Origin of the sequence: Halomonas sp. MS1, from assembly GCF_024182575.1 — a bacterium.
GTDB lineage: Bacteria > Pseudomonadota > Gammaproteobacteria > Pseudomonadales > Halomonadaceae > Vreelandella.
Genome location: NZ_CP098926.1, coordinates 4,501,278 through 4,525,283, shown reverse-complemented (window position 1 = coordinate 4,525,283; position 24,006 = coordinate 4,501,278). Strand labels below are relative to the sequence as shown.

Here is a 24,006-nt window from a genome sequence, read left to right as displayed (position 1 = left end):
AGCCAGCTGCAGACTTCAAAATGAGTTTGCGGTAACGATCGAAACAGTAAGCTAGTTAAGGAACCTACATCATGAAAAAGACACTTTTAGCGACTGCTATCATTGGCGCCCTAGGTGCCTCTGCTGCCGCTCAAGCAGCTACCGTTTATGACCAAGATGGTACCAAGCTCGACGTCTATGGTCGTATCGCCATGGGTATCGCTGGCGGCGGTCCTGAGTACAACGACGCTGACGTAAAAATTGACAACGGCGCAGAGTTTGTTGACGTTTACTCTCGTCTTGGTCTGCGCATGAGCCACGAAGTTAACTCTGACTTGACTGCTTTCGGTCGTTTAGAGTGGCGCTTCAAAGGTGACGAGCGTTACACCGAGTCTGGCTTCACTGAAGTTCGTCAAAGCTACCTGGGCGTACAAAGCAAGCAGTACGGTACCTTCCAGGCTGGTAACTTCGACGCCTTCTACAACCAGTTCGTTTCTCTGCCGTTCGACTGGGAAATCGATCGTGGTTTAGAGTTCGCTGGTCACCCGAAGCAGTCACGTGGCGACTCTATCGGTTACTACACGCCTGATCTTCAAGGCTGGACTGCCTTCCTGCAGCTGAAACACTACAGCGAGCGTGGCATTGCTGAAACAGCAACTACCGAAGAAGGTAGTGTCGTAGCAGCTCAAGGTGGTGTGCGTTACGAGCAAGGTCCGGTCACTTTAGGTCTGGGTTTTGTTGACGACGTAGTACGTGGCGGCGGCAATGGCGAAATCATGGGCGGCCTGATCGGTTCTTACGCCATTAACGACCAGTTTTCTGTTCGTTTAGGTTATGAAGGTCGTGAAAACAGCGACGTTCGTGGCGGCGGCTACGACACCGTAGGTCTGGGTGGTACTTACACCACTGGTCCTTGGGCGTTCGCTGCAGATATCTACAATGTAGATACTGACGGTGAAGACGATGACCGTACTGCTTGGGCCCTGGGTACTTACTACAAAGTTTCCAGCAACTTCGACGTATTCGTTGAGTTGAACCAAGCTGACCAGCAGTCTATCAGTGTTGACATCGACGGTCTGGATTCCAGCGTTGAGAATGCTGACGGCGACGACATTTACTACCTGACAGGCGCGCGTTACCACTTCTAAGCTTGGCTCTAATGCCATGCTTAACAGGTAACCCCTGCAAGTAGAAATATAACCGGCCTCATTACGAGGCCGGTTTTTTTTGTGCGAAAAGGGCGGGTGTGTTCCTGTGTGAGGTGTCAGTCGTCGAGTCGGCTGCTAAAAGGAAGCGCTAGTGTTGAAGTGGTGCTTTAATAGTTGTTTTGTTTGTCAATGTAGAGTGGTGGGCGGTAATAATTTACAATGACCCACGAAACGATAAGCCAGCAGGTAGGCTACTTTTCATCCGCACTGTGTAGGGCAAGGGAATGCGTCCGTTAAAATCCCTGGGCGGTAGCGTGCCTCTTTATTGGAAAATATTATGCCAAATACCCCATTTTTGTTAACGAGGCCAGCTCGCATGCTGTTGGCAGCGTTAAGCGTTGCTGTCGTAAGTGGCTGCGCTACCTATCCCAATAGCACGCAGCAGCAAGCGCGGTATGTGCTGAATACTGACTCAGCTAAATTGCTGAGTGATGACAACCTCAACGGCTTTTTATCCCAGGCGCCTGCAGGGGCAGTTATGAACCTGGTGTACAGCCCATGGGGCGATAACGTCGAAATCATTGCAGATGCCCCATACCTCGCAGCCAGTGGTAGAGAGTGTCGGCGGCTGCGGGTAGTAGAATCAGGAAGTGGCGCTGCCGGTACGGCACTCACCTGCGAGACTCCTAATGGTTGGGTTAATCAGCGAGTGCTGAGCCCAAGCACTTCGGCTACATCCACTGCAGCACAAGGGCGCTACTAATGAACGCTATTCGTCTTCTTAAACGGCTTTCGTTTAAACGCCCTGTTGCCGTTGCTTCTTTGGTAATCGGCAGTGCCGTAAGCACGGCGGGCTGGGCACAGAGCATTAGTCTACCCAATACTATTCTGCCGGAAGAGCAGGCTGGCGAACAGCAAGAGCAGGTAGATGATACGCCCCGCGCCGATTGGCGTAGTGGCACTTACGGCCCGGTTAGCGCACCGCCGCAAAACCCCGATGCGCTACCGCCATTCGGGGCTAACCTGTTTAGCGGTGGGTTTCGTGGCGCGATGGGCGACGGCCTGAATGCCAGCTACCAAGTAAAGCCCGGCGATCAAGTGACCGTGCGCGCCTGGGGGGCATTTGAATTTGATCGCGTGCTACCGGTGGATGCCCAAGGCAATATCTTTATTCCTGGCTCAGGCCCATTAAATGTTGAGGGTCAAAATAGCCAGCAAGTAGATAGCAGCGTGCGCGGTGCTATTACGTCGGTTTACCCAGAAAACGTACAGGTCTATACCAACGTACAAGGTGTTCAGCCCGTTGCTGTTTTCGTGACCGGTTATGTTGAAAATCCTGGCCGTTTCGCAGGTACACCGAACGATTCTGTACTCTATTTTCTCGATCAAGCAGGCGGTATCGACCAAGACCTCGGCAGTTACCGGCAAATTCGCGTAATGCGTAATGATCGTACGGTTGCCACGGTCGACCTCTACGACTTCCTTATCAATGGTTCTATTGCTCGCCCACAGTTTAAAGATGGCGACACCATTGTAGTAGAAGAGCGCGGTCCCGCGATTGCAGTGGGCGGTGACGTACACCGTGAGCACCGCTATGAATTGCTGGGCAACCAGTTAAGTGGTGCCGAGTTAGTTAATTTGGCGCGCTTAAGAAGTGGTGTTTCCCATGTGCTGCTGCGTGGTAACCGGGAAGAGGGGCCCATCGCTCAATACTTCCCTATTGATAAGTTCTACGGCCAAACCATTCGTAGTGGCGATGAAGTCTTGTTCAGCGCTGACAAGCGCAGTGAAACTATCGTGGTGGAAATAGAAGGTAGCTACTACGGGCCTTCACGTTATGCGTTACCCCGTGATGCTCGCTTAAGCGAACTGCTAGATGCTATCCCTGTGCCGGAAAACATGACAGCGGTGGAAAGTGTTTCTCTTCAGCGTGAAAGCGTTAGGCAGCAGCAACAGCAATCCATGGAAGATAGCTTACGCCGCTTAGAAACTACCTACCTCGGCGCTGAATCCAGCACCAATGAAGAAGCGAAAATTCGTGCCCAAGAGGCCGAGCTTATCCAAAACTTCATTGAGCGTGCCCGCGAGCTAGAGCCAAGTGGCCGTTTAGTGGTCGCCTACAACGACCAAATTTCTGATATTCGTCTGCAAGACGGCGATGTTATCACTATTCCCGAATTGAGCGATTCGATGCTCATCAGCGGCGAAGTGCTCGTGCCCCAAGCCGCTGTTTATCGCCCGGGTATGAACGTGATTGACTACATCGAAAGCGCTGGTGGTTTCACTAACCGCGCCGATGAAGACCACATTCTGGTGGTTCGCCAGAACGGCGCGGTAGAAAATGCCCGCAACGTTAACCTGCGCCCAGGCGATGAAATTCTGGTCATGCCCGCTGCACCTACCCACAACCTGCAGCTAGCTTCTACGCTCACGCAGATATTGTTCCAAATTGCTGTCGCTACCCGCGTCGCAGTTGATCTGTAAATGGTGAAGAGTGAGGTGTGAGGGGTAAAACCACTAACACCTCACGTCTCACGCCTCACATCTCACTTATTTAAAAGTAGAGCTATGGCAAATGTAAAAGGCGCGCCTAAGGGCGCCCGTACGCCTTGGCAAGTCACCCGTAGTGTTTGGTATGCCATGTTCGTGCGCGAGGCGCTCTCCCGCACCATGGGCGATCGCATGGGCTGGTTCTGGATGATCTTTGAACCCGTTGCCTTTGTTGGCATTATGGTAGGCATACGTAGTTTTCTTAGCGGTGGTCGCTTAATTGTCAATGCGCCTTTTATTCCATGGATGATAATAGGGATGATGGGCTTTTTTCTTGTTCGTGAAGGAATGATGCGCGGGATGGGAGCAATTGATGGCAATAAAGCGCTGTTCGCCTATCGCCAAGTGCAACCGATTGACCCTGTGCTAGTACGTAACTTTCTTGAAGGAACGCTACGCAGTTTGGTTTTTTTAATATTTATTGGCGGTGGATTAATGCTGGGGTTGGATCTTTACCCTGATAACGCGATCCGCGTGATGGCCGCCTGGTTGTCACTTTGGAGTTTGGGGTTAGGTTTAGGGCTGGTGACGTCTGTTGCTGCAACATTAGTGCCTGAAATAGGCATCGTAGTACGAGTGATTTCGTTGCCACTATTAATTATTTCTGGCGTTATTTTGCCGCTAAATAGCTTGCCGCATTGGCTGCTGGAATACTTAATGCTTAACCCTATTCCTCACGGGTTGGAAACACTTCGCTTAGGTTTTTTCGAAAACTATGAAGTGGTACACGGAACCAGCATGCTCTATATGTGGCTGTTCACTCTCACTTTAATATCGCTAGGGCTACTGATGCACCTGCGTTTTGTTGATCAGTTAAAGGCAAAATAATTCATGCAAGCTTCCCTAAGTCGATTTGTAAAAGTATCCCCCCACTGGGCGTTAGCATTTGTCGCTATTATTCTAGTGTCATTTTATTGGTTTGTTTGGGCAGAAGAGCGCTATGTGTCCCGTGCAACGGTAGTGCTAGAAAGTCCTCAGGTTGCCCCGCCTGAATTTAGTCTTTCCTCGTTAATGGGGGGGGGCAGCGGCAATACCCACGATTTGTTGTTACTGCGTGAGCACTTATTGTCTGTTGATATGCTACGTTTGCTGGATGAACAGCTCGATATTCGCCAGCACTATAGCGAACACGGTGATATTTTTGCCAAACTGCGCAATCCTGATGTGCCCATTGAAGATCTACATAAATACTATCTGCGGCGGGTAGAAGTAGAGCTGGATGAGTATGCCGGTGTTCTGAATATTTACGTTCAGGGCTACACACCTGAATTCTCCCGAGATATGGCTGCACTACTGTTAGAGGCTGGCGAAAACCACATGAATGAGATGGGCCACCGTTTAGCAGACGAGCAGGTTCGTTTCCTAGAACAGCAGATGGTTCGCTTGGAAGATCGTTTTCGCGATACTCGCACTGAACTACTCGAATTTCAAAACGAGTACGGTCTAGTATCGCCCACCTCAACGGTAGAAAGCATTAACCAAGTAGTAGCCACATTAGAAGGTGACTTGGCTCGCTTACAAGCGCAACGCAATGCATTGGCAAGCTTCCAAAGCTCGCAATCAGCCGAGCTGCGCCAAGTAGAGCGCAGCATTACTGCGTTACGCGATCAAATCGTTGAGCAGCGCGACCGCTTAGCACAGGCAACGGGTGATTCGCTAAACCGCGTATCGGCTGAATACGAAACACTAGAACTTCAAGCCCAGTTCGCGCAAGAAACCTATTCAAGCGCATTGGCGGCATTGGAAAACACCCGCCTAGAAGCCGCCCGTCAGCTCAAGCAGGTTAGCGTGCTGCAAAGCCCGCTATTTCCGGAATACCCAACCGAACCAAACCGCCTTTATAACAGCAGTGTGTTCGCTATCATCACTATTTTCCTAGCTTTCATCTTCAGCATGATCATGATGATCGTAAAAGACCACAGGGATTAGAGAGAAGGCTTTTTGCAAGGCGAGTGCATTGACGTAACAATGCCTGTTTCTGTAGTGCGGTGTAACGAGGTCGCGAGGAACGAGCGAAACCGAGGCACCCGCAACGGCGGCGCAGCCGCTCAAAGGCCCCCAGTCAGCACTGCATTGATACCCCCGCGGGTGCGCTGACGCTTACACCGCGCTACACAATCAATGCACATCGTAGTGCGGTGTAACGAGGTCGTGAGGAACGAACGAAACCGAGGCACCCGCAACGGCGGCGCAGCCGCCCAAAGGCCTCCAGCCAGCACCGCATTGATACCCTCGCGGGTGCGCTGACGCTTACACCGCGCTACAAAATCAATGCACATCGTAGTGCGGTGTAACGAGGTCGCGAGGAACGAGCGAAACCGAGGCACCCGCAACGGCGGCGCAGCCGCCCAAAAGTCTCCAGTTAGCACTGCATTGATACCCCCGCGGGTGCGCTGACGCTTACACCGCGCTACAAAATCAATGCACATCGTAGTGCGGTGTAACGAGGTCGCGAGGAACGAGCGAAACCGAGGCACCCGCAACGGCGGCGCAGCCGCCCAAAGGCCTCCAGTCAGCACTGCATTGATACCCCCGCGGGTGCGCTGACGCTTACACCGCGCTACAACAGAGCACCACCGAAAAAGGAATTTTCGATGCTAGATATCCTCCACCACGGTGGTGCAACAGGCGTAACGGGCAGCTGCCACCAGCTAATCCTCAATAGTGAAAACTCACTGTTAGTCGATTGCGGCTTATTCCAAGGTGAAGACGCAGCGCAAGATAGCTTTCAACAGCTGCAAATTGAGTTTGATATCAGCACCGTTAAAGCGCTGATTATTACCCACGTACATATTGACCACGTCGGGCGGCTGCCATACTTGTTGGCAGCGGGCTTTAAAGGCCCGATTATTTGCTCCATACCGTCGGCAACGCTGTTGCCGCTGGTCATTGAAGACGCTTTAAAAATCGGCTTCACGCGTAATGCAGACCTAATCAAGCGCTTTCAAGCGCAGCTTGAGTCACAAATTGTTAGCGTGCCTTACGGCAAATGGCACTCGGTTGTGAATGAGTACGAGAAGGGTAAGCAGGGCATCACCACACGCATCAAACTCAAAAGAGCAGGACACATACTCGGTTCCAGCTATGTTGAAGTTGCCCATCAGTACGCCAATGGCAGTAAAGAGCGTATTGTCTTCAGCGGCGATTTAGGCGCACCCTACGCCCCGTTATTGCCCGCGCCTAAATCGCCCTATGGTTGCGACCAGCTAGTTCTCGAAAGCACCTACGGCGACCGTCAGCACGTAGGTCGCCGTAAACGTCGTGCCACGCTAAAAAATGCCATTGAACAAGCCCTGGCTAACGGCGGTACGGTCATGGTGCCCGCCTTCAGCATTGGCCGTACCCAAGAGCTGCTTTACGAGCTGGAGGGCATTATTTATGAAGCCAAGCGCAACGCCAAAAACAACCAGTGGCAAGATATAGAAATTATTGTAGATTCACCGCTTGCCGCACGCTTTACCCACGTATATCGCCAGTTAAAGCCCTACTGGGATAAAGAAGCCCAACGCCGCCTACGTAGTGGCCGCCACCCGCTCAATTTCGAAAATCTCTACACCGTAGAAAGCCACGAAGCCCACGAGCAAACTGTCCAATACCTTGCGAAGACCGGTCGTCCAGCGGTAGTCATTGCTGCCAGTGGCATGTGTGCAGGTGGGCGCATCATGAACTACCTAAAAGCCATGTTAGGTGATGAGCGTCACCAGGTATTGTTCGTGGGGTATCAAGGGGCAGGCACGCCAGGGCGAGCGATACAGCAATATGGTCCACAGGGTGGTTGGGTGGAAATTGATGGCCAGCGAATCGATATCCACGCTGGCATTACCACCATTAGCGGCTACTCTGCTCATGCAGACCAAAAAGGCTTGCTTAATTTCGTCAAGCGCATGCGTCGCTGGCCTCATACCATACGCCTTGTACACGGCGAAAAAAACGCTAAAAACGCGCTCAAACATGAACTAGAAGCACTTTATCAGCGCAACAGCAAACCGCTTGATATCAATTTGTAGTGCGGTTCTCTTACCGCTCGCTATCTATTAAACACTTAAAGAGTCGGTGAAACTAACTTGCCCATGAATTTCCTATTTACTATTTACCACTCACTATTCACGAGTTCACCACTCACTAGTTCACGAATTCAAAATGATTGAAATCAAACACCTCTACAAGCGTTACCACAATCATCATGGTAGCGACTGGGTACTAAAAGACGTCAATTTCACTATCCCTATGGGCGTTAGTGTAGGCTTGATAGGCGCGAACGGAGCAGGTAAATCGACACTTTTGCGTCTTATTGCGGGCATGGACACTCCTGAACGCGGAGAGGTTATTCGTCATAGTCGTGTTTCCTGGCCAGTTGGTCTTTCTGGGGGAATGCAGGGAAACATGACGGGGCGCCAAAACGTTAAATTCGTTGCGCGTGTCCAAGGCAGTGACCCCGAAGAGGTCAAGCGGGTTATCAAGTTCGTAGAAGAGTTCGCAGAAATTGGCCCAGCCTTTGATGAGCCCATTCGTACATATTCATCGGGCATGAAGTCACGTATTTCGTTTGGTTTATCGCTCGCGTTTGATTTTGATGTCTACATTTCCGATGAAGCCACTGCCGTTGGTGATCGCGCATTTAAAGCCAAAGCTAAAGAGCTATTTGAATCGAAAACGGGTCAAGCCTCTTTGATAATGGTTTCCCACTCAGAAGGTATTTTGAAAGACCTCTGCCAGGCAGGGGTTTATCTCAAAAAAGGCAGCGCCTTTTGGTACGACGATATCAACGATGCCATTGCCGCCTATCATTCAGATGTAGACAAAAAGCAACGTCAGTCTGAACTGCCTAGCGATGTGGTAGGGGCTCGTAAATACCTACAGGCCTGCCACGCCGATTTAAAAGCCGCTCAAGAAATCCTTGCTGATGCCAAAGAGCAGGAAGACAAGGAGGCGCTCGCTGCTGCTAAAAATGCAGTTAAAGAAGCTAGCAGCAGAGCAAGAGAAGCACGTGAAAACTTAGAGTTACGGCAAAGCACACGCTAGCGTCAGCGCTAATGAAATAGTCAATAAGATAGTTACTGAGATTGCAGCATGAGCAAAACTTTTTTCATTACCGGTGGAGCAGGTTTCATTGGTTCTGCCGTTATTCGTGAGTTAATCCATAACACCGACAACCATGTCGTGAATGTTGATAAGCTCACTTATGCAGGCAATCTAGAATCGTTGGTAAGTGTCGCTGACAGTGAACGCTACACGTTTGCGCAAGCAGACATTTGCGATGCACCTGCGATGCAGCAGTTGTTTGAACAGCACCAGCCGGACGTGGTGATGCACTTGGCAGCAGAAAGCCATGTAGACCGCTCCATCGATGGCCCCGCCGCGTTTATTCAAACCAATGTGGTCGGTACAGCGGTTCTGTTAGAAGCCGCCCGAGCCTACTGGAAAAGTTTACAGCAGCAAGAGGCTACCAAAGCAGAAGCATTCCGTTTTCACCATATCAGTACTGATGAAGTGTATGGCGATTTAGACGGAACCGATGGGCTCTTCACCGAAGAAACTTCCTACGCGCCTAGCTCGCCATACTCAGCGAGTAAAGCCAGTTCAGACCACCTGGTTCGCTCCTGGCAGCGTACCTACGGCTTGCCTACACTGGTCACCAACTGCTCTAACAACTACGGGCCGTATCACTTCCCCGAAAAGTTAATTCCGCTGATGATCCTAAATGCCCTGGCTGGCAAGCCGCTGCCGGTATACGGCGATGGCCAGCAAATTCGCGACTGGTTGTATGTCGAAGATCACGCCCGCGCCTTAATTAAGGTGGCTACTGAAGGCGAAATCGGCGAAACCTACAACATTGGCGGGCATAACGAACAAACTAACTTACATGTAGTAGAGACTATCTGTGAGATTTTGGATGAGCTAGTGCCATACAAAGTGAAGGGTAGTTCTCACGATTCACCACTCACCACTCACGATTCACATAAACAACTAATCACGTTTGTGACTGATCGCCCAGGCCACGACGTACGTTATGCCATTGATGCCAGCAAAATTGAACGAGAACTCGGCTGGGCACCAGAAGAAACCTTCGAAACTGGCTTACGAAAAACTGTCGAATGGTACCTCGCCAACGAAACCTGGTGGAAGCGCGTGCAAGACGGCAGCTATCAACGGCTGGGCACCAACACGTAGTGCGTGGTAAGCCTACGGCGCACCCGCAACAGACTTTCGGATTTCGCGGGTGCCTTGGTATCGCTCGTTCCTCACGACCCCATTTCGCCGCGCTACAGGTTGCGCAATCGATTGACGTTAAGGCTTTACTATGAACATCTTCATCACCGGTGGTAACGGCCAGGTCGGCTTTGAATTACAGCGCCAATTTGCCCCTTTCGGCACTATCTTGGCCCCGACACGCCAAGAGCTCGACTTAACCAACGCCGAAGCCGTCGATGTTTATCTTGAAAAACACCAGCCCGGCTTAATACTCAACGCGGCGGCCTACACAGCGGTTGATAAAGCCGAGAGTGAACCAGAGCAGGCAAAGCGCCTAAACGCCAAACTGCCAGCGCAGTTGGCCGATTACGCCGCGACGCAGGGCATTCCCCTGGTGCATTACTCAACGGATTACGTCTACCCAGGCAACGGCGAAGCCTCTTGGCAGGAAGACAGCCCCACCGGTCCGCTAAGCGTTTATGGCCAAACCAAGCTGGAAGGGGATGAAGCCGTCGTTAAAAGCGGTGCCAGCCACCTGATTTTTCGCACGAGCTGGGTATACGCCGCGCGTGGCAATAACTTTATGAAAACCATGCTACGCCTTGGCCGCGACCGGGGTGCACTGAGCATTGTCAACGATCAAATAGGCGCGCCTACGCCAGCACGGCTAATCGCTCAAGTCACCGCGCTGGCATTCACCACGCAAGGCTCACCACTGACCATTAACATACCGTCTGGGGTTTATCATCTTGCTCCACGCGGTGAAACCAGCTGGCACGGCTTCGCCAGCGAAATTTTCACCCAAGCCCGTGGAGCAGGGGAAGCACTAACGATTACGCCTGAAAGCACCGCAGGCATCCCCACGGCAGAATACCCAACACCCGCCAAGCGCCCGCTAAATTCGCGCATGGCGCTAAGCAGGCTAGAAAATTCACTAGGCATCACCATGCCCACCTGGCAAAGCCAGCTGGGGCTGACACTGCGTGAATATCTGGATCGATAGCGATCGTTAGCAAGTCATGCAAAAACAGCCTTGCGTATACATAATGGCCAGCAGAAAACGCGGCACACTTTAATCGGTGTGACCAGCAACTTGGCTCAGCGAACATGGCAGGACGTCGGGCACGCGGAAATGACAGAAAGTCGGGCCACGTTAATGACGAAACGTCGAGCGCGTGGGAACGACAGAACAAAAGGTTAATGAATGACTATGAGTCAAAGTACACCAAGGAAAGGCATTATCCTTGCCGGTGGCTCGGGTACGCGGTTGCATCCAATTACCCGCGGTGTATCCAAGCAGCTACTGCCTATTTACGATAAGCCGATGATCTACTATCCGATCTCGGTGCTCATGCTGGCAGGTATCCGAGAGATCTTAATTATCTCAACGCCAGAAGACTTGCCGCAGTATCAAAGCCTACTAGGTACCGGCGAAGACTTCGGTATAAGCCTAGAATACGCAGAGCAGCCTAGCCCAGACGGCCTAGCGCAAGCGTTTATTATTGGCGAAGAATTCATTGGTGACAGCCCGGTGTGCCTAGTGCTAGGCGATAACATCTTCCATGGGCAGCACTTCTCTGATCAGCTAAAACGCGCCGGCTCATATACCTCCGGTGCGACGGTATTTGGTTATCTAGTCAAAGATCCCGAGCGGTTTGGTGTTGTAGAGTTTGATGAAAATAGCAACGCTATTTCCATTGAAGAAAAGCCCCTCAAGCCAAAGTCCGCCTACGCGGTGACCGGCCTATATTTCTACGATAACGATGTTGTTGAAATCGCCAAAAACGTAATGCCTTCAGAGCGTGGCGAGCTAGAAATTACCAGTGTGAATAACGCCTATTTAAAGCGCGGCGATTTACGCGTAGAACGCCTTGGCCGCGGCTTTGCCTGGCTAGACACCGGCACCCACGACAGCTTGCTAGAAGCCAGCCAATACGTGCAAACCATAGAGCACCGCCAAGGTCTTAAAATCGCCTGTCTAGAAGAGATTGCTTGGCAGCACCAGTGGATTAGCGACGAGCGCCTAGCCGAACTCGCCAAACCACTTGCCAAAACGCAATACGGCCAGTATCTAAAGCGCCTACTCAAAACGAAAGGTAATAAGTAAGGAGTGAGTAGTGAGGAGAAAGTAATCTTACCCCTCACGCCTTACATCGAGCTCCTCATCCTTCACCGCTCATGGTTTAGATATGCAATACGAAAAACTCGCCATTCCTGATGTTGTGCTTATTACCCCTCAAGTGTTCGGCGATGAGCGCGGTTTCTTTATGGAGACCTTCCGCCAAAGTGAATTCGAACACCACTGTGGCCACTACACGTTTGTGCAAGATAACCACAGTAAATCCACTCATGGCATTCTCCGAGGGCTGCACTACCAGCACCAACAACCACAGGGTAAATTAGTTCGGGTAACCCAGGGGGAGGTCTTCGATGTGGCGGTGGACATGCGCAAAAGTTCACCCACCTATGGCCAGTGGGTAGGCGCAACACTCAGTGAACAAAACAAGCAGATGCTCTGGGTTCCCCCCGGTTTCGCCCACGGCTTTTATGTCACCAGCGAAACGGCTGAGTTTCAGTACAAGTGTACCGACTACTATGCCCCGGGGGATGAAGTGTCTATTTTATGGAACGACCCGCAACTGGCTATTCAATGGCCTACCCAAGGCCAGAAGCCCCGGCTTTCGGCAAAAGATGAGCAAGGGCTTGCTTTTAAAGCCGCGCCAGCTTTTGACTAAAAGCGGTGAGCTAACGAACACACTCAAACTGAAGTGAACGAATGAACATAACGGTTTTTGGTACAGGTTACGTAGGGCTCGTTACAGGCACATGCTTAGCAGAAGCTGGTCATCACGTTATATGTGTCGATGTGGATGAGCAAAAAATAGCTCGGTTAAACCAAGGCATCATTCCCATTTATGAACCTGGCCTAGAAGCCATGGTAAGGCATAACGGCGAGGACGGCAGGCTCAAGTTCACCACCGATGCAGCGCAGGCGGTACAATTTGGTACCCTGCAGTTTATAGCGGTAGGAACGCCTGCTGATGAAGATGGCAGTGCCGATTTACAATACGTGCTGAATGTAGCCGAAACGATCGCTCAGCATATGAACGGCTACAAAGTTGTTATTGATAAATCGACTGTGCCAGTCGGTACCGCTGAAAAAGTACGCGACACCATTGCAGCAACACTCAGCAGCCTAGGTAAAGATTACGCCTTTGATGTCTGTTCCAACCCTGAATTTCTCAAGGAAGGGGCTGCGATAGAAGACTTTACTCGGGGCGCTCGAATTGTGGTGGGTACTGATAGCCCCCACGTAGAAAAGCTAATGCGCGAATGCTACGCCCCTTACAACCGCAATCATGAAAAAATGCTGTTTATGGATGTGCGCAGTGCCGAACTGACCAAGTACGCCGCTAACGCCATGCTAGCCACCAAAATCAGCTTTATGAACGAAATAGCGAATCTCGCTGAACGCCTGGGCGCCGATATTGAGCAAGTGCGCCAAGGCATAGGTTCCGATCCGCGCATTGGCTACCATTTCATTTACCCCGGCTGTGGTTATGGCGGCTCCTGTTTTCCTAAAGATGTTCAAGCGCTTGCCCGCACCGCTGGACTGGCAGGCTACTCTGCTGAACTGTTGAAAGCCGTCGAAAGTGTCAATGAACGGCAAAAACAGACGCTGTTCACCAAGCTAAGCAATGCCCTTGATGGGCAGCTGCGCGGCAAAACAATCGCTGTATGGGGACTTGCCTTCAAGCCGAATACCGATGATATGCGAGAAGCGCCCAGCCGCGTATTAATGGAAGCGTTATGGGAAGCTGGTGCCCAGGTACGAGCGTTCGACCCTAAAGCGATGGAAGAAGCAGCCCGCATCTATGGCAGTCGTGAAGGCTTAACGTTATGTAAGCGAATGGAAGATACCGTCATCGACGCAGATGCACTAGTGATTTGTACCGAGTGGCAGCAATTTCGAGCAGTAGACTTAACGTGGTTGGCTAATCAATTAAAAGGCGGTGTGGTCATTGATGGGCGTAATCTTTACAACCCCAAAGAAGCTAAAGCCGTTAATTTACGCTACATATCGGTAGGTCGGGCATAACGCGGCTAAATAGAGCTGTGATATTGCGCTCTTAATTTTGTTCAAGCACCCAGTTTTAACATTACTGTTTGGGTTAGCCCTTTTCGTACAGTCAGAGAGTGCCTGTGGCTAACTAGCTTATCTGTTCAATTTTTGAAAAATGTTATCAACATTCAAGCAAGGAGCTTTCAACCTATGCCGCGGGTAATTTATCTGGGCTTGCAAGCCTTCGCGCACGAGCCGCACCAGTTGTTGCCAGCTGCGGAAAATCCGTTGGCATGCGAATCACTAGTAGATATCAGCGAAGCAGATACGCAAGCTCCAAGCAGTATATATCTGTTATCCACGTTGAATGATGAAGACGTCGTTAAGCTACGCGCTTGGTGTAAGCACGACGCAGAGCGCCAGGTAATGATCGCTTGGCCACAGCCAGATGCCTGGCTAGCGGCAAGCCTTGCAAGCGGCGCCGTTGCCGAAGAGGCGCTTAATGACTGGTTAGCGCAGGCTAAACGGCTACTTGCACTGTTTCGCTCAGCGCGCCGCCAGATTACCTTAGTAGGCTACTCGCCAGGCCGCACGTCAAAGCTAATTGACGCACCGCTCGACTTACAAACCACGGCAACGGATAAGGCAATTTATCAGCTAGCCGCGGCTTATCTTTGTGGGCAAGCCCAACCGTTACAAGACACCTATGCCTACCTGTTGGCTAGCAGCCAGGAGAGCCCAGTTGAGGAAGGCCATGAGGCGACCATCGCCCAAGCCGCGCTTAACGAATATCACGCCTTGCAAGCAACCAGCGAAAAAGGGCTGCGCGATGGCCGAGCGTTACAACAGGCAGAGAGTCTTCAAGAACAACAACAGCAGAATATCGCTCGTTTGAAGGGTGAACTAACAGCCGCGCGCGAAGAGTACGCTGTTGTTTTTCAACAGCTTCAAAGCGTTCAGTCGTCGCTGGCTGAAAGTGTTGACAAGCAAAAGGCAAATGTTGAACAGCATGAGCAAGAGAGTGCAAAACGCCTTGAAGAACTTCAGCAGCAAACTAAAGCGTTGCAAAAGGAAAATGCTCAGCTGAGCCAAGATAACGCGACTATTAAAAAAGCTCAGCTAGCACTTCAGCAAGAAAAAGAGTCCCTGAAAAAGGCGTTGGCGGCGCAGCTCAATACTCAAAAAGAGGGGCAGGAGACCCTTGCTACGGCGCAAAAAGAGAGTGCTCAGCTGCTGAGCACCCTGCAACAGGCACAGCAAGCGTATGAAACGCTGAATCAGGAATACCAAGCTCTGGCCGAGCGCAAAGAGAACCAGATTGCCGAGCAGCAGCGCCTAGTAAACGCCCAGCAGCAAAACATGGATAGCGTGGTCACCAAGCTAGAGCGGCGCGCAGCCGAAGTGCAAAAAATCCAGCAACAGCTAGAGAAAAGCACCCAGGATACCGCACACTTCCGCCAACAGCTGGAAAAGCGCCAGAAAGAACTCAATATACTACGTGCTGATACTCAGAGGCATATTAGTCACTTGGAACGCTTAGTACAGTGGCTGCGTGTACATGCCCAGCGCCATGCCGCAGTGGCTTACCGCGATAGCCGAAGCTACAAAAAAGAGCTACCAAAGCAGCTAGCCATGCTGGAAGCAACCCCGTTCTTTGATGCCGACTGGTACCTTGCCCAATACCCTGATGTTGCCAAGTCAGGTATTAAACCCGCCGAACACTTTATTAAGTTTGGCGCGATTGATGGACGTCATCCAAGCCCTCAATTCAGCACCGATTTTTATCTTACTCACTACAAAGATGTTGCGGCATCGGGCCAGCATCCGCTGCTGCACTACCTGCGGCATGGCATCGCCGAACAGCGAAAAACACAGCCACCACAACACCATTTGCCCGCGCCCAAAAAACCGACAGAGGGGGCTGATGCATGAGTCAAGCTGCCGACCTGCTAGTGCATATTGGCCCACTACGTGAAGAGAGTGAGACGCTTATTAAACAGGCCAACTTAGCGGTATTGTTGGCATCACTTTCGCCCGTTTCAACGCACCACAAAGCGTTATCTCAAGTGTTACCGGCATTGCATATTGCAGACCAGCCGATAACCCCCCCTGGCGGAGAAGCAGTGTGCTATGCCTATACACTGAAAGACTTCAACAGCTTGGCTCCTGCCAGTGAGCTAACGACCCTCTATCCAGGTCTTGGCAAGGCTCGTCACCAATCAGTAGATACTCAAACACTGCCGCAGGCGCTAGAGCAGGCTGGCCTGAGCCAAGCAGCGTTCACCCATTTGGTTATCGAACAGCCGGAAATTTCCCTAAGCCTGCTGCAAGCGTTCAACCATTCCGGCTTACTTGACCAGTTAACCCATCTATGGGTACGTACAAGCCCACTGCGGCTATACGAGGGAATGGCAACAGACGCCGAGCTAACCCAGTGGTGCGAACAGCAAGGTTTTGAAGTGGTGGCTCAACATGCCACGGACCCGGATTTCTTTCTTCTCGGTTTTACCCGCAACCCGCTGTATCGCAAGCTAAAAGATACCCATACACAATTGGCCGAGCGTGATACACAGCTCAGCCAGCTAACCGAAGAGCGGGATGCGCTAAAAAAGCAGCTAAATCAGGCGCTCAAAGCTAATCAGCAGCAGCAAAAAGAGCATCAGGAAACCGAGCAGGCACTTAAAAAGACCGAACAGCAGTATCAAGACGCTGTGAAAGCAGAGCAGAAAGCGCAGGAAAAGCTGCAAGAAACGCACACTTGGTTTACTCACCGGAAGCAGCAGGCAGAAGAGGGCGTCGAGAAAATCGCTAGCCTTCAAGAAAAGTTAACGCACAGCGAAGAAGAGCGCGAAAATTATCAGCGCTACTTTGCTAATCGAAAAAAGCAGCATGAAGAAGCTGAAGCTGAACTAGCGAAAGCCCAGCAGCAGCTAACTGAAAAAGACGCTACGATCAGCCAGCTCAGCGAACAGCTCGCCACGTTACAACAAAGTAACGAACGCTTTGGGCAGTTGGAAAGCAAGCTGGAATCGCTGTTCGGCGAACAGCGCAGCTATATACAGCAAACCACCAACGCCCTTGGTCAGCACGTTACCCGTAGCGCCCGCCAACAGCGTGACGAACAGGCGCTAATGAACTACCTGCAACATGGCCAGCGCCCAATTAGCACAACGTTAGCACCTGGCTATGCCATGGCCTTGCTAGAACACTACAATGCAAACAACCATGATGTAATAGTGATTTTTGGCAGCAATGGCACAACGGAGCTGCTGGCGCAAAGCATTATTAATGCCCGGGCAGAGCAGCCCAAACTAACCCGGCAGAAAGGCCAGCATCACGGTCAGGAGAACGAGGTAACGTTATCTCACGCTGACCTGCCGCAAACTATTGTTAGCATTACGCATCAGAAAGTAGCTAGCGATGAACTGAAACAGTGCTTGAATAACAAGCGCCTTAGCCACTCGGTCAATGTGGTGCATGCCCCTTGGATAGAGTGCCAAACCAACGGCCAAACGGCGCTGTTCTACGCGGCAAACACCGTTCTGCAACGCCTTAACCAATGGCTGCCGGAAGATGCCCGTGTACTAGCTATTGTAGGTGAAGCGCTAACGGAAGCAGGGCACAGCCGAGAAGTGGCGTTATCGCTACTGCTACAGCAACTGCCCACGCAACGGCTTGATGTTGTGCTGGAAGGTAATAGCTATCCGCAGGAAAACGGCCTAAAGGAAAGCTGGAATACGCTACTCGAAACCCGCCAACGCCCAGCCCAATGGCTAACGCTCCCCAATGCACTCAGCCTCAGAGTAGAAGGGTAGATAACGCATTCTTCCCAACTGTCATTCCCGTATACCACCGAACCGCCATTAACGGATGCATCTAATCGCCATTAACGCATGCCACCTAACCGCCATTAACGTATGCCACCGAACTGTCATTCCCGCATGCCCTTAGCGGGAATCCATTTTGGTTCAGGCATTCGAGCATCAGTGGGCAAGGTCAAGGTGGATTCCCGATAACCCCACTCGGGAATGATCGGGCCGTGGTTGTGGGAAATGACGGGTGAGGGACCCTACCCTAAAAATTCACGATTCACGATTCACGATTCACGATTCACGACCCAAGAGATACTCATGGAAAAAGATCTTGTTAAGCGCGCTCACGATGCTTTTAAACAAAATGATTATCAAAATGCCATAACACTCTATCAACAAGCTGCCTACCAGTATGGGCAAAGCCTGTTTGATGTTAATATTAAGATTTGTGAACAAAGGCTGCAGAAGCCCGGCCAAGTGATCCAACATGCGCCCAAAAGTGCTGAGACTATCCCTATTGCCCAGCAATTAGCAGAAACTCAAGAGCTGCTGGAATACTACTATCGCCGTTGTCAAGAATTGGAATACCGCCTACAAGACGCTGGCCAAGCGGAAACGTCATAAGGCTGTCAAGGTATGACACTCAGGCCTTAAAATGGACTGATAACTGAAAAAAGGTAAAGAATGAAAGTACTCACTGTATTCGGCACCCGCCCAGAAGCCATTAAAATGGCACCGCTTGCGCTGCAGCTTGCCACAGACGAGCGTTTTGAAGCCCGCGTTTGTGTCACCGCTCAGCATCGCGAAATGCTAGATCAAGTGCTCGCTTTATTCGAACTTACTCCAGACTATGACCTGGACATTATGAAGCCAGGGCAGGATCTTAACGACGTTACTTGTGGCATTCTGCAAGGGCTCAAGCCGGTACTGGAAGACTTCAAGCCTGATATCGTTCTTGTGCATGGCGACACCGCCACCACCTTTGCGACCACCCTGGCGTGTTATTATCAGCAGATCCCCGTAGGGCATGTTGAAGCAGGCCTGCGGACCGGCAACCTTTATTCTCCCTGGCCGGAAGAGGGCAACCGTAAGCTCACAGGTGCGTTGGCGGCGGTTCATTTTGCGCCTACGGGCACCTCGCAGCAAAACTTACTGGATGAAGGCATTGCCCCAGCGACTATTCACATAACCGGCAATACCGTGATAGATGCGCTGTTGGAAGTCGCTCACAAGCTGGAAACCAACCAAGCGCTAGCCCTTGAGCAGGCCAAGCGGTTCCCGATGCTGGATGAAAGCAAGCGTTTGATTCTAGTCACCGGCCACCGTCGTGAAAGCTTTGGCGGCGGGTTTGAGCGTATCTGCCAAGCCCTAGCTGATACCGCCGAGCGCCATCCAGATACCCAGATTCTCTACCCGGTACACCTCAACCCCAATGTCCGTGAGCCGGTTAACCGCTTGCTAGCCAGGGTAGATAATGTGCACCTGATTGAACCCCAGGACTACCTGCCGTTTGTCTACCTGATGAACCGAGCACACATTATCCTCACCGATTCTGGTGGCATTCAGGAAGAAGCGCCTTCGCTGGGCAAACCGGTACTGGTTATGCGTGATACGACTGAACGCCCCGAAGCCGTCGAAGCAGGTACCGTCAAGCTGGTAGGCACCGATGTGGCGACCATTGCCAGCGAGCTAACCCGGCTGCTGACCGATAACGACGCCTACACTGCCATGAGCTATGCCCACAACCCCTACGGTGACGGCAAAGCCTGCGAACGCATCCGCGATATTTTGGCTTCGCTGTGAAATGTGAGCGCGCTACGCGCTTGTGAATAGCTGCTGACACGATTCACTATTTCTACCCACTATTCACTATTCACTATTCACTATTCACTATTCACTATTCACAATTCCTACTCACGGAACACCACATGAAATTCGATACTATTTCCATGATTGGCCTGGGCTATATCGGCCTACCTACCGCTGCTGTTTTCGCTTCCCGCAAGCAGAATGTTATCGGTGTTGATGTTAATCAACATGCTGTCGACACCATCAACAATGGCGAAATCCACATTGTTGAGCCGGAACTGGACATGATTGTTCACGCGGCAGTGAAAGAAGGTTACCTGCGCGCGACTACCACGCCAGAACCCGCCGATGCTTTTCTGGTGGCCGTGCCCACGCCGTTTCATACCGATGAAAACGGCCAAAATCACAAGGCAGATTTAAGCTATATCGAAGCCGCCAGCAAAGCCGTGGCTAAGGTGCTCAAGCCCGGTAACCTAGTCGTATTGGAATCTACCAGCCCGGTAGGCGCTACTGAGCAGATGGCCGCTTGGTTAGCGGAAGCTCGCCCAGACCTGACGTTCCCGCAAACTCACGGTGAAGGATCGGATATTCGTATTGCCCACTGCCCGGAACGCGTATTGCCCGGCCATGTTATCCGCGAACTAGTCGAAAATGATCGCGTGATTGGCGGCATGACGCCCAAGTGCGCCGAAGTGGCCTGCGAGCTCTACAAAATCGTAGTAGAAGGCGATTGTGTATCCACCACCGCCCGCACTGCAGAAATGGCCAAGCTGACCGAAAACAGCTTCCGCGATGTGAATATTGCCTTCGCCAATGAGCTTTCCACCATTTGCCATGAGCTGGAAATTAACGTGTGGGAACTGATCGCCCTGGCGAACCGCCACCCACGCGTGAATATTCTTACCCCTGGCGCAGGTGTTGGCGGCCACTGCATTGCTGTCGATCCTTGGTTCATCGTCGATTCCTGCCCGGAACAAGCAAAAATCATCCGTGCCGCACGCGAAGTGAACGATGACAAACCCCAGTGGGTACTAGGCCGCGTCAAAGAAGCGCTAGAGTACTACCACCAGCAACACCCGGATGCCAAACGCAGCGACCTTACCGTGGCCTGCCTGGGCGTTGCCTTCAAGCCAGATATCGATGACTTGCGTGAAAGCCCCGCACTGGGCATTGCGCAGCAAGTGCAGCAGCTAGGCTGCCGTCTGCAAGTGGTAGAACCCAATATCAAATCACTACCCAAAACGCTGCAAGGCGAGAACACCACGCTAGCCACGCTGGAAGAAGCACTTACCCAAGCAGACGTGGTGTGTGTACTCGTCAAGCACAAGCCATTTATCGCTAATGCCGAACAAGTACGTGCTAAAGAGAGCGTGATCGATGCGGTAGGGTTACTAGGGTAATTCTTTTTCGACTCGTCATCCCGAGAGGCCCCACACCGTCATTCACAGGTGACCCCACACCGTCATTCCCGAGTGGGGTTATTGGGAATCAAGTGAGAGCCCGTCACTCTCGAGTGGCCCCAAAACTGTCATTCCCGAATGGGGTTATCGGGAATCCAGTGAGAGCCCGTCACTCTCGAATGGCCCCAAAACTGTCATTCCCGAGTGGGGTTATCGGGAATCCAAGACAGAGCCGGCACGATACGCTAGTAACCTTCATGACTGAAAATAAAGTCTCAAAACTCAACGGGTAACAGTAATATACTTCTATGGACGATCTGCTCAATCACGCCCAACAGCTTGCTAACCAGGCTCCTACGCCTATCATCCAGCCAATAGAAGGACGGGTAGCCTACTTAGTAAATCAGGGCCGTGGCACAGCGAATGACAGCACTCAACAACTCGCAGAGGCCTTACACCGGCAAGGCCTTGAAACCCTTTGTATGGTGCGCCCTGGTTGGCCTTGGGATGTTGAAGGGGAGGGAGACGAGCTAATTACCCCTGAGTCTGATATCAACGGTGTGCGTTACCTTCACTCGACATTACCCGGCAGTGCTTTAGGGTGCGCGCGTGCTACATTAGAGGCTACCGTAGAGAAACTGATCAAGCTATTACGTGTGTATCGTCCCGCGGCCGTTCTGGCGGAAACGGCAGGTGTAGGGTTGGCTGGGTGGATCGCAGCAAAACGGCTAGGACTGGCGTTCTATGGAGGAGAAAGCAGTAAATGTGTATCTAGTGGTTCTAGTGATATAGTTGAGCCACAGAGTTTGTTTGTTGCTAGGCAAGCTTTGCACCTATTTGCGGTGAGTGAAAACTTTAAAGAAGCATTGGTGAAAAATGGGTTAACAGAAAATAAAATTGATAACGTAGCCCATCAACTCAGTGAAGCTAAGTTACTGCCAAATTATGCTGAGCGGATGGCAACGCTATTGAAAGGAGAGAACGTAGCGCCCGCACAAAAAATGCCAATAGAAAATCCGCCAGCGCTAGAGAAATCAGTTGTTAGCCAAAAATCACCAGCAAAAACTCAGCCTCGCTTAGGGGAGTTTAGTCAGTTACAAGCAGTAGAGTTACCTCAACAAGAGCCTCTCTGGCATAAGATTCCGGTAAAACCCGGCCAGCAACTGATTATTGAAGCCGCTTCGGAATATCGTAATATTAAGGGCGCTCAGAATCGTAAGGCGGTTTTGCTGATCAATAGCTTTAATGCCGATGGCAAGCCGGTTGATAAACCCTGCGGTAAAATGTCCAAGTCAGGCCATCTTAAGGCTTACTTTAAGTACTTGCCCTGCACGAAAAATAAAATCCAAGAAATTCATGAGTTTACTATTCCAAAAGGTGTTAGTGAAATTCACTTGGGACTGTGTGGTTTCAATAAAGGTGATAATGAACAAATTTTTGTCAAAGAGTTAAAGGTTAGGCCTAAACCGGATAAGTCTCAGCCCACACAGTTTGTAGCCCCTAGCGCCCAGGCGGCTGCAATTAGTATTCTTGGTTGGCCAGAATATCCTGAAAATGAAAAACCCTATGTAATAGGGATCATGGATGAGTTTACCACTGGTTGCTTTGAGCAAGATGTCAATCTCATTCAGCCCCGTCCGGATAATTGGTACGCCTTAGCCGAAAAGTACAAACCAAAGTTGTTCTTTATTGAAAGTGCTTGGAAAGGTAACTACGGCAGCTGGCAGTATAGAGTAGCGGACTATGCCAACAAACCAGGGCAGGAAATAGCACACATCTGTCAATATGCCCGGGAAAAAGGAATTCCTACGCTTTTCTGGAACAAGGAAGACCCGGTTCACCATCAGAAATTCATGTGCAGCGCCAAGTTAGTGGATCATATATTTACCACTGACGCTAATATGAAAGACTCTTACCAAGCCAAAACAGGTAACCCGAGTGTTCATGCAATGCCTTTTGCTGCGCAACCAGCGCTACATAAGCCTGCACCATTAACGGGTCGGTTGGCGCGCTCATGTTTTGCAGGCAGTTGGTATGGCAATCGTCACGCTGAGCGTGGCGAAGCGATGCGCTGGTTGCTTCAAGCAGCCAATCACCATGGCCTGGATATCTTTGATCGCAATTATGGTACTGGTATTTTCCCTTTTCCTGAAGAGTATCAAGCCGGAATAAAAGGGAGCCTGCCATATAAAGCGTTGTGTGATGAGTACAGCCGCTATCGTATCTTCTTGAATGTCAACTCAGTAACTGATTCACCCACCATGTTCTCGCGTCGCGTATTCGAGTTAATGGCATGTGGTACGCCTATTGTCAGTACCTATGCGAAAGGCATAGATAAGTTATTCGAGAGTGATGCAGTGTGGATGGTACATAGCCAAAAAGAGGCCGATGAAGCTATTCATGTATTGATGACAAATGATGCTGAATGGCGTCGACGTAGCTTGGCTGGGATTCGGGAAGTGTTTTCCAAACATACATACGCCCACAGGCTGAATGATATCTTTGATCGTTTGGGGATCGAGTCGCATTTGCCAACTGACCCGGCTATCGCTTTAGTGGCAGAGGCGCATAGCCAAGCAGAGCTTGAAGCATTGGATCAGTTCGCGCGCAAGCAAAGTTACCGCACTTTCCAGTTGGGTATCGCCTGTGCACCTGGGTTGGCTCAACTAGCTGGCTCGCTTTCTGAAAATATTACCTTGCTTCAGCCAGGGCAAAAAGCTGCGTGGCTAACTGAGCAACAAGCTGAGTATGGCATTGGGGGCTGGATAGCTCCACGGTGCCAATACGGCGAGCACTATCTGCGAGATCTTGCCAATGCCACTATCTATGAATCTGCAGCTAGCGGCTGGGCAAAGGCACTTAATCAAGACCGTTTTGCCTATGGCGATGAGACGTTGTTGGGAGGCACATTGTGGAAGATGGCAGAGTTTCTCAAGCAACCAGTTAGAACTTCACCGGTCGAGCGTATTTCCCGTCCAGACCTCTACCTTGCAGACAGCGATCAGTTCCAATTGCACAGCGCTGCACAACAGCAAGTAGAGAGAGCTTAACTA

At 51.1% G+C, this 24,006-nt stretch carries 18 protein-coding genes; all 18 read left to right on the top strand.

Annotated features, from left to right (window positions below; all coding sequences use genetic code 11):
* Nucleotides 1-71: 71 nt before the first annotated feature.
* The 18 genes from NF683_RS20845 (at nt 72) to NF683_RS20760 (ending at nt 24,003) form a co-directional block, all read left to right on the top strand.
* A complete protein-coding gene (locus NF683_RS20845; protein ID WP_253920887.1) occupies nt 72-1,127 on the top strand; it encodes a porin in 1,056 nt (351 codons plus the stop codon).
* Nucleotides 1,128-1,464: 337 nt separating this feature from the next.
* Nucleotides 1,465-1,890, top strand: coding sequence for a DVU3141 family protein (locus tag NF683_RS20840; protein ID WP_253920886.1), 426 nt, complete (start codon nt 1,465-1,467; stop codon nt 1,888-1,890).
* Entirely contained in the window at nt 1,890-3,611 is a 1,722-nt protein-coding gene (locus NF683_RS20835) for a polysaccharide biosynthesis/export family protein (protein WP_253920885.1), read from the top strand. Before NF683_RS20840 ends, NF683_RS20835 begins: the two co-directional genes overlap by 1 nt.
* A gap of 84 nt (nt 3,612-3,695) precedes the next feature.
* Entirely contained in the window at nt 3,696-4,505 is an 810-nt protein-coding gene (locus NF683_RS20830; protein WP_253920884.1) for an ABC transporter permease, read from the top strand.
* 3 nt (nt 4,506-4,508) lie between these two features.
* A complete protein-coding gene (locus NF683_RS20825) occupies nt 4,509-5,606 on the top strand; it encodes a chain-length determining protein (RefSeq protein WP_253920883.1) in 1,098 nt (365 codons plus the stop codon).
* Between the two features lie 665 nt (nt 5,607-6,271).
* Nucleotides 6,272-7,684, top strand: a complete 1,413-nt coding sequence (locus NF683_RS20820) for an MBL fold metallo-hydrolase RNA specificity domain-containing protein (protein WP_253920882.1) — start codon at nt 6,272-6,274, stop codon at nt 7,682-7,684.
* A gap of 133 nt (nt 7,685-7,817) precedes the next feature.
* Nucleotides 7,818-8,699: an ATP-binding cassette domain-containing protein gene (locus tag NF683_RS20815; protein WP_253920881.1), complete on the top strand. Its 882-nt coding sequence runs from the start codon at nt 7,818-7,820 to the stop codon at nt 8,697-8,699.
* A gap of 48 nt (nt 8,700-8,747) precedes the next feature.
* Nucleotides 8,748-9,848, top strand: coding sequence for a dTDP-glucose 4,6-dehydratase (rfbB, locus tag NF683_RS20810; protein WP_253920880.1), 1,101 nt, complete (start codon nt 8,748-8,750; stop codon nt 9,846-9,848).
* 130 nt (nt 9,849-9,978) lie between these two features.
* Nucleotides 9,979-10,872, top strand: coding sequence for a dTDP-4-dehydrorhamnose reductase (rfbD, locus tag NF683_RS20805; protein ID WP_253920879.1), 894 nt, complete (start codon nt 9,979-9,981; stop codon nt 10,870-10,872).
* A 207-nt stretch (nt 10,873-11,079) separates the two neighbouring features.
* A complete protein-coding gene (rfbA, locus tag NF683_RS20800) occupies nt 11,080-11,976 on the top strand; it encodes a glucose-1-phosphate thymidylyltransferase RfbA (RefSeq protein ID WP_253920878.1) in 897 nt (298 codons plus the stop codon).
* A gap of 82 nt (nt 11,977-12,058) precedes the next feature.
* Nucleotides 12,059-12,604: a dTDP-4-dehydrorhamnose 3,5-epimerase gene (rfbC, locus tag NF683_RS20795; RefSeq protein ID WP_253920877.1), complete on the top strand. Its 546-nt coding sequence runs from the start codon at nt 12,059-12,061 to the stop codon at nt 12,602-12,604.
* Between the two features lie 41 nt (nt 12,605-12,645).
* Nucleotides 12,646-13,968: a UDP-glucose dehydrogenase family protein gene (locus tag NF683_RS20790; RefSeq protein WP_253920876.1), complete on the top strand. Its 1,323-nt coding sequence runs from the start codon at nt 12,646-12,648 to the stop codon at nt 13,966-13,968.
* A 174-nt stretch (nt 13,969-14,142) separates the two neighbouring features.
* Entirely contained in the window at nt 14,143-15,864 is a 1,722-nt protein-coding gene (locus NF683_RS20785; protein ID WP_253920875.1) for a coiled-coil domain-containing protein, read from the top strand.
* Entirely contained in the window at nt 15,861-17,747 is a 1,887-nt protein-coding gene (locus tag NF683_RS20780) for a hypothetical protein (protein ID WP_253920874.1), read from the top strand. Before NF683_RS20785 ends, NF683_RS20780 begins: the two co-directional genes overlap by 4 nt.
* A 315-nt stretch (nt 17,748-18,062) precedes the next feature.
* The gene (locus NF683_RS20775) at nt 18,063-18,368 is read left to right on the top strand and encodes a hypothetical protein (protein ID WP_253920873.1); all 306 of its coding nucleotides are present in this window, start codon (nt 18,063-18,065) and stop codon (nt 18,366-18,368) included.
* 60 nt (nt 18,369-18,428) lie between these two features.
* Nucleotides 18,429-19,547, top strand: coding sequence for a non-hydrolyzing UDP-N-acetylglucosamine 2-epimerase (wecB, locus tag NF683_RS20770; protein ID WP_253920872.1), 1,119 nt, complete (start codon nt 18,429-18,431; stop codon nt 19,545-19,547).
* A 125-nt stretch (nt 19,548-19,672) separates the two neighbouring features.
* A complete protein-coding gene (gene wecC, locus NF683_RS20765) occupies nt 19,673-20,953 on the top strand; it encodes a UDP-N-acetyl-D-mannosamine dehydrogenase (protein WP_253920871.1) in 1,281 nt (426 codons plus the stop codon).
* Nucleotides 20,954-21,261: 308 nt separating this feature from the next.
* A complete protein-coding gene (locus NF683_RS20760; RefSeq protein WP_253920870.1) occupies nt 21,262-24,003 on the top strand; it encodes a glycosyltransferase family protein in 2,742 nt (913 codons plus the stop codon).
* Nucleotides 24,004-24,006: the final 3 nt, after the last annotated feature.